The organism is Aminobacter sp. P4_H6_2 (assembly GCF_056400805.1).
The window spans coordinates 1-15,469 of sequence record NZ_JBFUKO010000071.1; the positions used below are offsets into that span (position 1 = coordinate 1).

12 protein-coding genes are annotated in these 15,469 nt (G+C 61.9%); 9 read left to right on the forward strand and 3 right to left on the reverse strand.

Annotated features, from left to right (window positions below):
- The first annotated feature begins 193 nt into the window (after nt 1–193).
- Nucleotides 194–1,732: a DHA2 family efflux MFS transporter permease subunit gene (locus tag AC1DUU_RS08410; protein ID WP_476782966.1), complete on the forward strand. Its 1,539-nt coding sequence runs from the start codon at nt 194–196 to the stop codon at nt 1,730–1,732.
- A gap of 63 nt (nt 1,733–1,795) precedes the next feature.
- Here the strand turns inward: AC1DUU_RS08410 and AC1DUU_RS08415 are convergent, their stop codons facing one another.
- On the reverse strand, nt 1,796–3,655 hold the full coding sequence (locus tag AC1DUU_RS08415; RefSeq protein ID WP_476782967.1) for a pilus assembly protein TadG-related protein: 1,860 nt from the start codon (nt 3,653–3,655) through the stop codon (nt 1,796–1,798).
- Nucleotides 3,656–3,925: 270 nt separating this feature from the next.
- On the opposite strand from AC1DUU_RS08415, the gene AC1DUU_RS08420 reads away from it, so the two are divergent.
- Together AC1DUU_RS08420 and AC1DUU_RS08425 are read left to right on the forward strand one after the other, a co-directional pair.
- Nucleotides 3,926–4,789, forward strand: coding sequence for a TIGR01459 family HAD-type hydrolase (locus AC1DUU_RS08420; RefSeq protein ID WP_476782968.1), 864 nt, complete (start codon nt 3,926–3,928; stop codon nt 4,787–4,789).
- A gap of 8 nt (nt 4,790–4,797) precedes the next feature.
- Entirely contained in the window at nt 4,798–5,781 is a 984-nt protein-coding gene (locus AC1DUU_RS08425) for a bifunctional riboflavin kinase/FAD synthetase (protein ID WP_476782969.1), read from the forward strand.
- Here the strand turns inward: AC1DUU_RS08425 and AC1DUU_RS08430 are convergent.
- On the reverse strand, nt 5,778–6,323 hold the full coding sequence (locus AC1DUU_RS08430; protein ID WP_476782970.1) for an HdeD family acid-resistance protein: 546 nt from the start codon (nt 6,321–6,323) through the stop codon (nt 5,778–5,780). The genes AC1DUU_RS08425 and AC1DUU_RS08430 overlap by 4 nt on opposite strands.
- Nucleotides 6,324–6,539: 216 nt before the next feature.
- Here AC1DUU_RS08430 and AC1DUU_RS08435 point away from each other — a divergent pair, with 216 nt between their 5' ends.
- The 3 genes from AC1DUU_RS08435 to AC1DUU_RS08445 all read left to right on the forward strand — a co-directional run bounded on the left by AC1DUU_RS08435 (nt 6,540) and on the right by AC1DUU_RS08445 (nt 11,305).
- Nucleotides 6,540–7,343: a MipA/OmpV family protein gene (locus AC1DUU_RS08435; RefSeq protein WP_476782977.1), complete on the forward strand. Its 804-nt coding sequence runs from the start codon at nt 6,540–6,542 to the stop codon at nt 7,341–7,343.
- A 234-nt stretch (nt 7,344–7,577) separates the two neighbouring features.
- Nucleotides 7,578–10,499: an isoleucine--tRNA ligase gene (gene ileS / locus AC1DUU_RS08440; RefSeq protein ID WP_476782971.1), complete on the forward strand. Its 2,922-nt coding sequence runs from the start codon at nt 7,578–7,580 to the stop codon at nt 10,497–10,499.
- Nucleotides 10,500–10,687: 188 nt separating this feature from the next.
- On the forward strand, nt 10,688–11,305 hold the full coding sequence (locus AC1DUU_RS08445) for a hypothetical protein (protein ID WP_476782972.1): 618 nt from the start codon (nt 10,688–10,690) through the stop codon (nt 11,303–11,305).
- A gap of 25 nt (nt 11,306–11,330) precedes the next feature.
- On the opposite strand, the gene AC1DUU_RS08450 is transcribed toward AC1DUU_RS08445, so the two are convergent.
- Nucleotides 11,331–11,783, reverse strand: coding sequence for a nucleoside deaminase (locus AC1DUU_RS08450; RefSeq protein WP_476782973.1), 453 nt, complete (start codon nt 11,781–11,783; stop codon nt 11,331–11,333).
- A 76-nt stretch (nt 11,784–11,859) separates the two neighbouring features.
- On the opposite strand from AC1DUU_RS08450, the gene AC1DUU_RS08455 reads away from it, so the two are divergent.
- The 3 genes from AC1DUU_RS08455 to AC1DUU_RS08465 form a co-directional block, all read left to right on the forward strand.
- The gene (locus tag AC1DUU_RS08455; RefSeq protein ID WP_476782974.1) at nt 11,860–14,043 is read left to right on the forward strand and encodes a pseudouridine synthase; all 2,184 of its coding nucleotides are present in this window, start codon (nt 11,860–11,862) and stop codon (nt 14,041–14,043) included.
- Nucleotides 14,043–14,597, forward strand: a complete 555-nt coding sequence (gene rsmD, locus AC1DUU_RS08460) for a 16S rRNA (guanine(966)-N(2))-methyltransferase RsmD (RefSeq protein WP_476782975.1) — start codon at nt 14,043–14,045, stop codon at nt 14,595–14,597. The genes AC1DUU_RS08455 and rsmD overlap by 1 nt, the downstream gene beginning before the upstream one ends.
- 113 nt (nt 14,598–14,710) lie before the next feature.
- Nucleotides 14,711–15,469: M16 family metallopeptidase (locus AC1DUU_RS08465; RefSeq protein ID WP_476782976.1), on the forward strand; the 759-nt coding region annotated here is incomplete at its 3' end.

Consider the following 15,469-nt stretch of genomic DNA (forward strand, 5'->3'; position numbering starts at 1 on the left):
GTGTCGATCGACACCGGCAAGTCCCGCGGCTTTGGCAGCATCTTCGGCCACGCGGTGGCCGCGGAATAATCCGCGCCACAGCGGCGCGCTTAAAGTCCCGGACTGATCCGGCCGTCTAAGCGGCCGGCCCTCCGATTTTTCGGGTCGCCGCCTGACGACCGCAGGTCCCAAGTTGGTCGCAAGAGTTGGTCGAATGAGCCAGTCAGCCACTAAGTCACTTACTGAGGTGCCGCATCGCGGCCTGATCACCATCGCCATCATGCTGGCGACGGTGATGCAGGTGCTCGACACCACCATCGCCAACGTTGCGTTGCCCTCGATGGTCGGCGACCTCGGCGCATCCCAAGACACCATCAACTGGGTGCTGACGTCCTACATCGTCGCCGCTGCCATCATGACGCCGCTCACCGGCTGGCTGTCGGACCGCTTCGGCCGCAAGGAACTGTTCCTCGTTTCCGTCGTCGGCTTCACTATCATGTCGATGCTCTGCGGTGTTGCCTGGAGCCTCGAGTCGATGGTGCTGTTCCGCCTGCTTCAAGGCGTGTTCGGCGCGGCGATCGTGCCGCTGAGCCAGACCTTCCTGCTCGACATCAATCCCAAGGAACGCCACGGCCAGGCCATGGCCATGTGGGGTGCCGGCATCATGGTCGGGCCGATCATCGGCCCGACGCTCGGCGGCTGGCTGACTGAAAGCTTCAACTGGCGTTGGGTGTTCTTCATCAACCTGCCGGTGGGCATCGTCGCTTTCCTGGGCTCAGCCGCCTATTTGCCCACTATCGTCAAGCGCCTGCGCGGCTTCGATTTCTTCGGTTTTGCCATGCTGTCGCTTGGCGTCGGCGCGCTCCAGCTCATGCTCGACCGCGGCGGCGAGGTCGACTGGTTTTCGGCGGCCGAGATATGGATCGAGCTCGGACTCGCCATAACCGGTTTCTGGGTCTTCGCCGTGCATATGGCGACCTCCGAACACACGTTTTTGGACCCGAAGATATTCACCGACCGCAATTTCGTGACCGGTCTGGTGTTCATCTTCGTCATCGGCGTCATCCTGCTGGCTAGCCTTGCGCTTCTGCCGCCGATGCTGACGCGCATCTACGGCTATCCGACCATCACCACCGGCCTGGTCATGGCGCCGCGCGGCGTCGGCACCATGGTCTCGATGCTGCTTGTCGGGCGATTGGTGCGTCTGGTCGATAACCGCTATCTGGTTGTCGCCGGCCTGCTGCTGACGGCGCTCTCGCTCTATTACATGACAGGCTTCACGCCGCAGATGGATGCTTTCCTGATCATCTCGACAGGCGTGATCCAGGGGCTGGGGCTCGGCCTGGTGTTCGTGCCGTTGTCGACTGTGGCGTTCGCGACGCTTGCGCCGCGTCACCGCACCGATGCGGCGAGCCTGTTCAGCCTCGTTCGCAATATCGGATCGTCGATCGGCATTTCGATTGTCTCTGTGCTGTTGACCCGCAACATCCAGATCAACCATGCGGAACTGTCAACGAACATCACAGCGTTCAACCCCAACCTCATGGCTGTGTCGCCCGGTGCGGCAGCGGGGGACCCGTTGGCGCTGACGCAGATCGATGGGATGGTCAATATCCAGTCACTGATGATCTCTTACATCGACGACTTCAAGCTGATGATGATCGTCTCGCTCTGTGCCATCCCGCTGGCACTGCTGCTGCGCAAGCCGACGGCTCAACCGGTCGGCGGTGCACCCGCCGCACACATGGACTGACAAGAAAAAGGCGCCCATCCGCGAGGAGGGCGCTTTTTTCAGTCCGTTGGCAGGCGATTTTCGTCAACCAACGATGCGCAGGTTGGACAGTTCGTCCGCGATTTTCTTGAAAGTTTCAACCAGGTCGCCGCTGGTCGTGTTGAAGAACAGCTTTTCCGGCTTGCCGCTTGCGTCCTTGCGGAAGCGCGACTCCGAAGCGCAGGATTTCAGGCCTTCGATCTGGGCTGCGGTCGCTTTTTTTTCGGCCGCTGTGCCTTTTGTCGGATCGAGATCGAGCGCAACCGTCATGACGATGATGCCGCCTTTGTCTTTTGCGTTCGTACATGTGGTTGCCATGTGGTTGTTCATGGCGACGGTGTAGTTGGCCTCCGTGTGCTGGGTCTTGTCGAAGCCGGTTGTTGGCTGAGCCATAAACAGCCTGGTATCCGAGCCACCAATAGGCGCCTGTCCAGCATACCCGTACGCAGAGTAGCTCGATTTGCTTCCAGCCAGGTCGGTCACGCCGAAGAAACTCAAGGGATAGTAAGTGTTCGCGCCGTCGGTCAAAACGATGACCACCTTGTCATTGCCTTTTTCGGTTTCCGGTCGTCCGCCGGTAAATGGGGGCCCGCTCGACAATACACGCCAACCCCAGGCCAGGCCTTCCGGAACGTTGGTCGCTCCGCTTGATGCCATGGCGGTGATTGCCGCCTTTATGGCGGTAACGCCTGCCGGTTTGGAAACGTCGGTCAATGGCGTGATTGGCTTGGTCGTGCAGCTGTAGTGCGGTCCCTCACCACTCTTGACCGTAGCGCCATAGCTCTGGATGACGTTGTAGTATTTGGCGAGGTCGCGCTGCCTGGCAGCGGCGTTTGCCGATGTGTAGTTGTTGGTGGGGGTCGTGTTATCGGACCACCAGCTGTTCAAAGCATTGTCGTTGTTGGTTTTATCCCACTCATCCGGTGCAAACATCGGCACGAAATAGGTTTCCGGATGCGAGGGGGTCGGTGCGGTGTCGAGCATATTGTACGGTGCAGGCCGGGATTCTACGCAGCCCTGCCAGATGGTGTAGGCCTTGGTCTGGGTTTTATTGGAATTCGAATAGACTTTCATGTCGTCGTAGAGCGTAAAGCGCGTGAAAATATCGTTTTCATTCGCGCCCCAGCCTTTGCCCGTCTTGCGGACATATTCGCCTACGCGTTCGATTTTCTTGTTGGTTCCAATAGTTACAGGCAAGGTGAAGTTCTCGTGGTGAACTGGCGATACACCCGTCGCGTCCATCCAAGTTTCCTTGTAGTTGCCAGCTCCGACATTGACCGATGCCGCGAATGGCACGACGGCGAACTGCACCGGATTGACGACCTGCTTCATCTGCTCGGCCTGAAGTGAGAGCGTATCGACAAGTTGTGCCGCCGCCTCTTTGAGCAGCGTCATGCGCTTTTTACCGGTACCGGAGCCGATATAATCCATCGACCCGGAATTATCGAGGACGAGTGCGACTTCGAGCGTGTTCTTGAGGCGGATCTCGGATTTTGCTGAAAAATCGATCTGCGTTGAGCCGGAACCCTTGCCGAGCAGGGCGGCGGCGACAGGGACAAAATACGGGTCGTATTTGAGCGCTGCTTCGAGCTTCAGGGTGCCGCCGCCGCTAGTGTTATTTGGCAGGGTGATGGTAAGTGTCGTATTGGCCGGCTTTACGTGGCCCAGATTTGCCTCGAAAAAACTCTTCGCATAAGCCTTGGCCTGATCGTCGGTTACGCCTTCGACAATTCGTCGCGCGGTTGCGATGCCCGCCGCGTCAAGTGCGTTGCGCGTTGCCTCGCGTTCTCGCGATATCTCGGCGTAGTCTATGGCGAGGGCTAGCGCGCCCATGATCGGTACCATCGCAGCCACCGTCATGATGGCGTAGTTGCCGCGTTCGTCCTTCAGGAATTTGCGGATCATGCAATTGGCCCCCAAGCTCAAGCTAATAAAGTCACGCAAAACCATGAAATTGCGGTTCCCGAGCAGCCGAGAAAATTCAGCCCCGGCTTAGCCTGTCGTTTACCATACGAGCGCTGCTGCACGGTTTGCAGCCGCTGGCGGGAGCAGTTTGCACCGCCGCTGTGGCTGCATCAGGCGAAAGCTGGTGACAGGACGGGCCGGTTCGGATAATTCCGGGCTGCTTGGCCGACCGGCCAATCTCTCCCGTTGGGATCGATCGAAGGACAGACAATGGCGGGCTTGCCTCAATCAATCGCGTCGCTCGAAGCGCTGACCGGCCGCTATTCGGCCCTGCTGTGCGACGTCTGGGGTGTTATCCATAACGGCGTTGAGGCATTTGCGGAAGCAGCCGCAGCCCTTCAGGCGGCGCGCGAGAAGGGTGTGGCGGTGGTGCTGATCACCAACGCGCCGCGTCCGCGCGATGGCGTCATCGCCCAACTCGCCAACCTCGGTGTGCCCACATCCGCCTGGGACCAGGTTGTCACATCTGGCGATGTCACTCGCGAGCTGATCCGCTCGGGCCCGCGCCGCGTCTTCCATATCGGCCCCGATCGCGACTACCCGCTCTATGATGGCCTCGACGTCGACCTGGTCGAGGAGTTCGAGGCATCGACAGTGGTTTGTACCGGGCTCTTTGATGACGAGACCGAGACGCCCGACGACTATGCTGAGATGTTGCGCAGGCTACGCACGCGCAACCTGCCGTTCATCTGCGCCAACCCCGATATCGTGGTCGAGCGCGGCCACGAATTGATCTGGTGCGCCGGCGCCCTTGCCCGCGACTATGGCCTGCTCGGCGGCCGCACGCTGGTTTCCGGCAAGCCGCATCGTCCGATCTACGAGGCGGCACTCGCCGCTGCCGGCGAAGTGCTCGGCCGCGAGGTTGACAGATCGGAGGCGCTCGCCATCGGCGACGGCATGTTCACCGACGTCAAGGGTGCTGCCGATAACGGCATCGATGTGCTCTACGTCTCCGGTGGCATCCACGCCCGCGACTATGGCGAGCATGCACACATGCCAGATCCGGCCAAGCTTGCCGCCTTCCTCGACAAGCACGGTTATGCACCAGTGGCCACCATTCCGAAACTTCGGTAGGCAAGGTGATGGAACAGGGCTTTATCCGCGTTTCAGGCGAGGAAGCCGTGCCGGCGTCGCTGCGTGGCGGTGTCGTTGCCATTGGCAATTTCGACGGCATCCATCGTGGCCATCTCGCGGTATTGGAACGCGCTCTGGAAGAGGCGCGTCGGCACAATGTGCCGGCACTCGTGCTGACCTTTGAGCCGCACCCGCGCAAAGTGTTCCGCCCCGACATTCCGCTGTTCGTGCTGACGCCGCCCCATGTTAAGGCGCGGCTTCTTGAGGCGCTCGGCTTCGCAGCCGTGATAGAGCGGCCGTTCACGCGGGAGTTTTCCAGCCTTTCAGCCGAGGACTTCGTCACCGCCATCTTGGAGCAGCAGCTCGGCATCAGCCATGTGGTGACCGGTTTCGATTTCCATTTCGGCAAGAACCGGCAAGGCGGCCCAGCCTTCCTTATGGCGGCGGGTGAACGACACGGATTTGGCGTGACCCTGGTCGACGCGTTTCGCGACGAGGGTGCCGAGATCATCTCCTCGAGCCGCATCCGCGAGCTGCTTGCTGCGGGAGAAGCGGCCGAAGCCGCGGGCTTGCTTGGCTATCGCTACACGGTCGAAGCCGAGGTAGTGGGCGGCGCGAAGCTTGGCCGTACGCTGGGATTTCCGACCGCCAACATGCGGCTCTCGCCCGAAACGGGACTGAAGGAGGGCATCTATGCCGTCCGCTTCCGCCGTGCCGACGGCACATTGTTTGACGGCGTGGCAAGTTTTGGCCGGCGCCCGACCGTGAACGACAATGGCGCGCCGTTGCTCGAGACTTTCGTCTTCGACTTTTCCGGCGATCTCTATGGCGAGGTCGCGTCCGTTTCGCTGTTCGGCTATCTCAGGGGCGAAGTGAAGTTCGACGGCCTTGACCCTCTGGTTACCCAGATGAAACAGGACGAAGCCGAGGCGAGGGCGCTGCTCTCTGGCGTGCGCCCTCTCTCGGAACTTGACCAGGCTATCGCCTTTTAAGCAACCTTCCTGAGGCCCAGGCCAAAGGCGATGTAGGTGATGCCCTGGACGATAAGGTCAACGGCGAGGAAGATGCCGAGGATAAACAGGCTGTTTACCGGCCAGCCGGCCGCAATGACTAGGCCGGCAAGCACGGTGATGACCCCGGAGAACACAACCCAGCCCCAGCCTTCGAGCCCCTTGCTCGTGAAGCCGATCCAGATACGCATGACACCCGACGCGATCAGGCTGATCGCCAGAAACAGTGTCAGGATTGCTGTCGTGAGCAACGGATTGGTGAAAGCCAGGTAGCCGGCGACGACATAGAGGATGCCGCTCAGCAGCCACCAGAAGAACGTGCCCCAGGTCTTCACGCCGAAAGCGTGCACGATTTCGATCACACCGGCCACGATCATCAGCGTTCCGACGAAAAGCACCGATGCGGCGGTCGCGACCATAAGGTTACCTGCGGCGATGATGCCCAAGGCAAGCACAAGTACGCCAAGTGCTACGAACCAGCCCCATTTGGAGCGCACTTGCGGCAATTGTTCTGAAATAGCCATCGAACCCGTCTCCTTGAAATGATCAGTCCTCAATAAGAGTGGCACTGTGCCCATCTTGGAGGCTAGCCTCGGCAACCGAGTCGGTCCAGTGGCGGGCGGTCGGGGCAGAGAAATAAACGTTTGTGGCAGCATGCGAATTTAATTCAAATTTTACGCTGTTGGCATCAAACCCAAAACGTTCCTGGCGATTGGGTTTGTGGCGTACGCGGGGTTGTGATGACGTCTATTGGTCGTATTTCGGTAATGGCCTCGGCGCTTGCCCTGGCGAGCGGTCCGGCAATGGCAGGCGAGGGTGCCTTCGGTTGGCTGTCGGGCGACTGGTATCTGACGCTCGGTGCTACCGGCATGGTCCGTCCAAGCTTCGAAGGCTCGAAGGAATACATGCTGAGTGCTCTGCCGCTCGTGTCGCTCGGCAAGGCTGGCCCGGAGTTGCGCTATTCCTCGCGAAACGACAACATTTCGCTTGCGATGATCGATGACGGCGTCGTTCGCGCCGGTATCGCCGGAAAAATCAATTTTGGCCGCGATGCCAAAGATGAATTGCAGGGACTGGATGACATCCCCTGGGGCGGCGAACTCGGCGGTTTCTTCGAATTCTATCCCACCGACTGGCTGCGGGCACGCGCCGAGCTGCGCCATGGCATCAGGTCGCACAACGGTTTCGTTGCCGACATCGCGCTGGACGCGTACCGCGATGTCACGCCGAACATCCGACTTTCGGGCGGGCCTCGCGTTTCGTTCGCGTCGGCCGACTATTTTGAAACCTATTATGGCGTGAACGCGCAGCAATCGGCCGCATCCGGTCTTGGCCAGTATGATCCTGGCAGTGGCATCAATTCGGTTGGCATCGGTGGCGCGATCGGCTGGAAGGCTACCGATAATGTCACCGCGAGCCTGTTCACCGAGTACTCCAGGCTGATGGGACCGGCAGCGGATTCCACCATCGTCAAGGAGCGTGGGTCGCGCGATCAGGTGACGGTTGGTGTCTCGACCAGCTACCGGTTCGACTTCAACCTTTGATCTCAAGCGAATTAGGCGCTTTATTCCGCGCGGCACCTCCGCTAAAAGCGCGGCCATGAGATTTTTCGCGCCCGTCTTCGCGACTGCGATACGAATTACTGGCCCGGCCTTCCGGGTGGCCTAAGGCTGTCCGCAAGTCCGGGACTTTTTGCCTGCGCGCCGCATGGCGCCTTTCCAGATCATGACAGTTGAACGCCCGTGGCAACTTTGCCGGGCAAGACGATGGCAAGACAGATGACCGATACGTCCGAAAAGATCGACTATTCCAAGACCCTCTATTTGCCGCAGACGGAGTTTCCGATGCGCGCCGGCCTGCCCGAGAAGGAGCCGGTGACGGTTGCCCGCTGGCAGAAGATGGGGCTGTACAAGCGCCTGCGCGAAACCGCTGCTGGCCGTGAAAAATACGTGCTGCATGACGGTCCGCCCTATGCCAACGGCAACATTCATATCGGCCATGCGCTGAACAAGATCCTCAAGGACGTGATCACCCGCTCGTTCCAGATGCGCGGCTATGACTCCAATTACGTGCCGGGCTGGGACTGCCACGGCCTGCCGATCGAGTGGAAGATCGAGGAGAAGTACCGCGCTGCCGGCAAGAACAAGGACGAGGTCGAGATCAACGAGTTCCGCAAGGAATGTCGTGAATTCGCCGCCGGCTGGATCGGTGTGCAGGGTGCCGAGTTCCAGCGCCTGGGCGTTGTCGGCGATTTCGACAATCCCTACACGACGATGAACTTCCACGCCGAAGCGCGCATCGCCGGCGAGCTGTTGAAGTTCGCCATGTCGGGCCAGCTTTACCGTGGCTCCAAGCCGGTCATGTGGTCGGTGGTCGAGCGCACGGCGCTGGCCGAAGCCGAGGTCGAGTATCAGGATTACGAGAGCGACACGATCTGGGTGAAATTCCCGGTCGCGACCGGCTCGGACACGCTGACTGGCGTCCATGTCGTCATCTGGACGACGACGCCCTGGACCATCCCCGGCAACCGCGCGGTCAACTATTCGCCGCGCATCGGCTATGGCCTGTATGAGGTCACAGCGGCTGAGAACGATTTTGGCCCACAGCCGGGCGAAAGGCTGATCTTTGCCGAAGCACTCGCCGAAGAGGCCGCGGCCAAGGCCAAGGTCACGTTGAATCTGCTTCGCAGCGTGTCGGGCGAAGAGCTTGGAAAGCTTGTGCTTTTGCATCCGCTTGAAGGCCTGGGCGGCGGTTATGAATTCCCCGTGCCGATGCTTGCCGGCGACCACGTCACCGACGACGCCGGCACCGGCTTCGTGCACACCGCGCCCGGCCACGGCCGCGAGGATTTCGACGCGTGGATGGACGCGGTAGCCGAACTGGAGAAGCGCGGCATCAACCCGGCGATCCCCTTCACTGTCGACGATGCCGGCTTCCTTACCAAGGACGCACCGGGCTTCGGTCCCGATCGTGAGGGTGGGGCAGTCCGCGTCATCGACGATCACGGCAAGAAGGGCGACGCCAACAAGGCAGTCATCGACGAGCTGATCAAGCGCAACGCACTGTTCGCGCGCGGCAGGCTCAAGCACAGCTATCCGCATAGCTGGCGTTCGAAGAAGCCGATCATCTTCCGCAACACGCCGCAGTGGTTTGTCTACATGGACAGGCAGCTTGGCGACGGCACGACGCTGCGCAGCCGCGCGCTGCAAGCCATTGATGACACACGCTTTGTGCCGGCTGCCGGTCAGACGCGTCTGCGCGCAATGATCGAGGATCGTCCGGACTGGGTACTGTCGCGTCAGCGCGCCTGGGGCGTGCCGATCGCCATCTTCGCCGATGCCGACGGCAATGTGCTGAAGGACGAGGCGGTCAATGCCCGTATCGTCAAGGCCTTTGAAAAAGAAGGTGCCGACGCCTGGTTCGCCCAAGGTGCGCGCGAGCGCTTCCTGGGCTCCCGCGCCAACGAGGCGTGGAAGCAGGTGATGGACATCCTCGACGTCTGGTTCGACTCGGGCTCGACGCATGCGTTTACGCTCGAAGACCGTCCCGATCTGAAGTGGCCTGCCGACGTCTATCTCGAAGGCTCCGACCAGCACCGTGGCTGGTTCCACTCCTCGCTGCTCGAGAGCTGCGGCACGCGTGGCCGTGCGCCCTACAAGGCGGTCGTCACCCATGGTTTCACCATGGACGAGGAAGGCCGCAAGATGTCGAAGTCGCTCGGCAACACGGTCGTTCCACAGGACGTGCTGAAGCAGTCGGGCGCCGATATCCTGCGCCTGTGGGTGATGACCACCGATTATTGGGAAGACCAGCGCCTTGGCAAGAACGTGCTGCAGACCAATATCGATGCCTACCGCAAGCTGCGCAACACCATGCGCTGGATGCTCGGCACGCTCGCCCATGATAACGGCGAAGAGGTCGCACTTGCCGAGATGCCGGAGCTGGAGCGGCTGATGCTGCACAGGCTTGCCGAGCTCGATGCGCTGGTGCGCAAGGGCTATGACGACTTTGAGTTCAAGCGTATCACGCGTGCATTGATCGACTTCATGGGCGTTGAGCTGTCGGCCTTCTACTTCGACATCCGCAAGGACGTGCTCTATTGCGATGCCCCGTCGAGCACCCGCCGCAAGGCAGCCGTGCATGTCGTGCGCGAGCTGTTCAACTGCCTGGTGAAGTGGCTGGCGCCGATGCTGCCTTTCACCACCGAAGAGGCATGGCTGGAGCGCAACCCGCAGGCTGTGTCGGTGCATCTCGAGCAGTTCCCGGAAGTGCCTGCAGCCTGGCGCGACGAAGCCCTGGCCGAAAAGTGGCACAAGATCCGTCAGGTTCGCAGCGTTGTCACCGGAGCGTTGGAGCTGGAGCGGGCCAAGAAGACCATCGGCTCGTCTCTGGAAGCGGTTCCCGTCGTCTACATGAACGACGCGCTGCTCGAAGAGGCCCTGTCGGGTATCGACCTGGCCGAGATCAGCATCACCAGCGATCTTGTCATTTCCCATGAAGACCTCCCGGTCGATTCCTTCGCATTGCGCGAGGTTCCGGGCATAGCGGTCGTTGTGGAGAAGGCGGAAGGCCGCGGGCTTATCAAGTGCGCGCGCTCCTGGCGCTACACAAGCGATGTCGGCTCGGACGCTGCTTTCGCCGATGTGTCCGCCCGTGACGCCGCGGCACTGCACGAACTGCAGGCGCTGGGTCGCCTGTGATCGGTTGCTGAAATGCAACGACCGGCCTGAGATCTCCGGCCGGTCGTTGCCCTTGACGGCTCATTAAGGTAAAAGCGCGAAACTTCGGCAGACATTTTGTCGCCGGATTTCCGTCGGATGAGCATACGGACCGGGACACGGCTCATAGCCGGCATCTAGCGAGAGGCGTTCGAGTGAAAATTACTGGCATGACGGACCGCATCAGCGCGCGCGGAGCTTTGCTTGCGTCGCTCGCCGTTTCCGGCCTGGCACTTACGGGCTGCATGAGCGCGCCTACCTATGGCACCGACAGGTCGGCGACCAATCAGCTTGCCAGCGACTTGACGAACATCGTGTCGTTAAAGCCGAAGACCAACAATATCGATTACAAGCCGCGCCCGGAATTGGTGAAGCCGAAGACCGGCGCGCAGGCAGCACTGCCGACGCCACAGGACAATATCGTTCAGACAGCAAGTGCCGACTGGCCCGAATCGCCCGAGGCGCGCCGCGCCCGGATTCGCGACGACGCGACCAAGAACCGCGACAACCCGAACTTCGAGCCTCAGGTCATCAACGACATGTCGGCGCTGAACGGCCCTGACATGAGCAAGTGGACGCCAGAGCAGCGCAAGCTCGAGATCGAGCGCCGCCTGCGTGAGAGCAAGCAGGGCAGCACCACGTCGCGCAAATATCTGAGCGAACCGCCGCTGGCCTATCGTCAGGCAGCCGGCACCGCCGCTCAAGACGAGCTCGGCGAGGACGAGGTCAAGAAGGAACGCCGCAAGAAGCAGCAGGCCAAGAAGAGCAGCAGCTGGTGGCCGTTCTGATCTGACGTTAGATACGCCGCGGCCCCTAGAGGTCGCGGCGGGCCTTGAAAAAGCCTTTGAGTATTTCGGCCGCGCGCGTTTCGCCTATCCCGGGATAGACATCGGGCGCGTGATGGCAGGTCGGCGAAGCGAAGAAGCGCACGCCGCTGACCACCGCACCGCCCTTGTCGTCGACAGCGCCGAAATAAAGCCGCCTCAGCCGTGCGAACGAAATAGCGGCAGCGCACATCGTGCAGGGTTCCAGCGTGACATAAAGATCGTGGCCGGTGAGCCGTTCGGAGGCGAATTTCTCCGATGCCTCGCGGATCGCCAGCACTTCGGCATGGGCTGTGACGTCATTGAGTTCGCGGGTGCGGTTGCCGGCGCGGCCGACGATTTCGTTGCCACGGACGATGACCGCGCCGATCGGCACTTCGCCGCGTTGGGCGGCAGCTTCGGCCTCCGCGAAGGCCAATGCCATGTAATCGGGCCGTTTCACGCCTCAACCATCCTGTTACCCCTCGCTAACCCCCGAGCTTCCTGTTATCTAGCCGCCGAAAAGGGCAAAGGCCACCATGGACGACGATCGAAAAAAATTCCCGCGCAAGGGCGGCTCCAAACCAGCTGGCGCAGGTGCCCGTGACGGCGCTCCGAAGAAATTCGGCAAGCCGCGCGCCGAGGGCGGCGCCAAGCCGTTTGCGAAGAAGCCGTACGCACCGCGTCCTGCTGGTGCAGGCGGTGGCGATCGTCCTGATCGTCCCAAGCGTGATTTCGGTCCGCGCGACGACGCCCGTCCGGCAAGTGGCGAGCGCCCGTTCCACAAGGGACCGCGTCCCGAGGGCAAGCCTTACGAGAAGCGCGAAAGCAAGCCGTTCGGCGACAAGCCTTATGCCAAGAAGCCATACGCCAAGCGTCCTGAAGGTGCCGAAGGCGTCGAGCGCCCCAAGCGCGATTTCGCTCCGCGCGATGGTGCTGCGCGTCCCGAACGCTCGGCGGCATCATTCCACAAGGGGCCGCGCCCCGAGGGCAAGCCTTACGAGAAGCGTGAAGGTGGCCGTTCCTTTGGCGACAAGCCATATCGTCCGCGTCCAGCCGAAGGTGCTGAACGCCCGCGCGGCGAATTCCGCAGCGACCGTCCGCGCGATGGTGAAGCTCGCTCCGAGCGCCCGTTCAACAAGGGTCCGCGCCCCGAGGGCAAGCCTTACGAAAAGCGCGAAGGCGGCCGCTCGTTTGGCGGCGACAAGCCATACCGTGCGCGCCCCGCCGAGGGTGGCGAACGTCCGCACCGCGAATTCCGCCCGCGTGACGGCGAGGCCCGGCCTGCAAGTGGCGATCGTCCGTTCCGTTCGGGGCCACGCCCTGAGGGCGGCAGGCCTTACGAGAAGCGCGGCGATGGCGAAGCGAGAGCGTTCCGGCCACGGCCCGATGGCGACCGTCGTCCGGTGACCGAGGGTTTCAAGCCGCGTTCGCGCGCTCCCGAGGATGCACCCGAGCCGGGCGAGCGTATCGCCAAGCGCCTGGCGCGTGCGGGCCTGGCTTCACGCCGCGATGCCGAGGAGCTGATTGCCGCTGGCCGCGTCAAGGTCAACAACAAGATACTGGCGTCGCCGGCGGTTAACGTCATGCCGGACGACATCATCCATCTCGACGGCATGGAAATTCCCCCCATCGAGCGCACCCGTCTGTTCCTGTTCCACAAGCCGGCTGGTGTCGTGACCACCAATCGCGACCCTGAGGGCCGCAAGACCGTCTTCGACGTGCTGCCGCAGGAACTGCCGCGCCTGATGACCATCGGCCGGCTCGACATCAACACCGAAGGCCTGCTGCTGCTTACCAATGATGGTGGGCTGTCGCGCGTGCTCGAGCTTCCGGCAACCGGCTGGCTGCGCCGCTACCGCGTCCGCGTTCACGGCAAGGTCGAGCAGAAGACCCTGGACGGGCTCAAGGACGGCATGGCTGTCGACGGCGTGTTTTATGGCTCGATCGAAGCGACGCTCGACCGTGAGCAGGGCAGCAATGCCTGGATCACCATTGGCCTGCGCGAAGGCAAGAACCGCGAGGTCAAGAACATCCTCGGCGCGCTCGGCCTCGAAGTGAACCGCCTGATCCGCATCTCCTACGGCCCGTTCCAGCTCGGCGAGCTGCCCGAGGGCCATGTTCAGGAGATCAAGGGCAAGATGCTGCGTGACCAGCTTGGTGAGCGGCTGATCGAGGAGTCGGGTGCCAATTTCGACGCCGACATCGTCAAGCCCTTCTCCAACAAGCCGACCTTCCGTAACGAGACGCCACGCGTTGAAGAACCGGAGCGTCCGAAGTTCCAGCGCGACGGCGAACGTGGCCGTATCGGCGAGGGTGGGCTGATCAAGAACCGCAAGCGTTCCAACGAGCGCCACCGCGAGGATATGCTCGGCCGTCTGTCGACCGAGCGCCCCAGCTTCGGCGACAGGCCCAAGTTCGGCGACAAGCCAAAGTTTGGTGACAAGCCCAAATTTGGCGACAAGCCAAAGTTCGGCGGCAAGAAGGGTGACGAACGCGAAAAGAAGCCGTTCGAAACCCCTGGTGCGCGCAAGGCCAATGTCTGGATGGCACCGGGTGCACGCCCGCAGAGCGAAAAGGCCAAGGCGGAAGCAGCGGCAAGGCCGCCGCGCGACAAGCCGCACTTTGACAAGCCTCGTTCTGACAAGCCGCGCTTTGACAAGCCCAAGGGCGATGGTCCGCGCGGTGGACGTCCGGGCGGCCCGCGCCGGGATCGCGGCTGATGCGGGTTGTTGGTGGCGAATTGCGCGGCCGGCCTTTGGCCACGCCGCGTGACAACGCCATCCGCCCCACCACCGATCGCACCCGCGAGGCGGTGTTCAACATGCTTGCCCATCGCTTCGGCGACAGGCTCGAAGGCGCGCGCGTGCTCGATCTTTTCGCGGGCACCGGCGCCCTCGGCATCGAGGCGCTGTCGCGCGGTGCGTCATATTGCGTGTTCATTGAGGAGTCCGCGGAAGGCCGCGGGCTCATCCGCACCAATGTCGAAAGCTTCGGCCTGACGGGCCGAACCAAGATCTTCCGCCGAGACGCAATCGGTCTTGGCGACGCCGGCACGYTTGGGCCTTTCGGCTTGGTTTTCGCCGATCCGCCCTATGGCAAGGGATTGGGCGAAAAGGCGTTGCGTTCGGCCCGCACTGGTGGCTGGCTCGCGCCTGGCGCACTGTGCGTCGTCGAGGAGGCCGCGACGGCTTCCTTCGAGCCTGGCCCCGGCTTTTCCATCGTCGACGAGCGCTCCTACGGCGAGACCGTGATCCGCTTCATCGTGGCCGAATAGCTGGCGGCGCCTGACTTCGGCCTCTTTCAGAGCCGAACATTACGAACAATTCACTTCCCGCCGCTTCATGCCGAAGCCTATAAGGCAGGCACGTCCACAATCAGAGGCAGTCGATGACATTGGGATTCTTGCGGGCTAAAGGTTCGCTGCCGACCGCACTTGCCTTGGGCCTGGCCTGGGCAGCGCCGGCTTTGGCCGAAGCACCGCGCAGTGACTGGACCGTCACCAGCTTCACGCTCGACAACGGCATGCAGGTCGTGGTCATCCCCGACCACCGCGCGCCGATCGTCACCCACATGGTCTGGTACAAGGTCGGCAGTGCCGACGAAGCGCCCGGCAAGTCGGGCATCGCGCATTTCTTCGAACACCTGATGTTCAAGGGCACATCTAACCACAAGGCCGGCGAGTTCGGGCAGAAGGTTGCCGAAATCGGCGGCAGCGAGAACGCCTTCACCACCTATGACTATACGGCCTACCACCAGACGGTCACGCCTGCGGCACTTGAAACGATGATGAGTTTCGAGGCCGACCGGATGCGCAACCTGGTGCTGACCGATGCGGTGATCGGGCCTGAACGCGACGTCATCCTCGAAGAGCGCCGCGCGCGCATCGAAAACAACCCCGGCGCGCTACTCAATGAAGAGGTCGATGCGACGCTGTTTCAGAATGAGCCTTACCGCATCCCGGTGATTGGCTGGATGCATGAGATCGAAAAGCTCAACCGGGTCGACGCGACTGCCTTCTACAACCAGTATTACGCGCCCAACAACGCGATCCTGATCGTTGCCGGCGATGTCGAGCCTGATACAGTCAAGGCGCTCGCCGAAAAGACCTATGGCAAGGTCGCGCGTGGGCCGGACCTTCCTCCACGC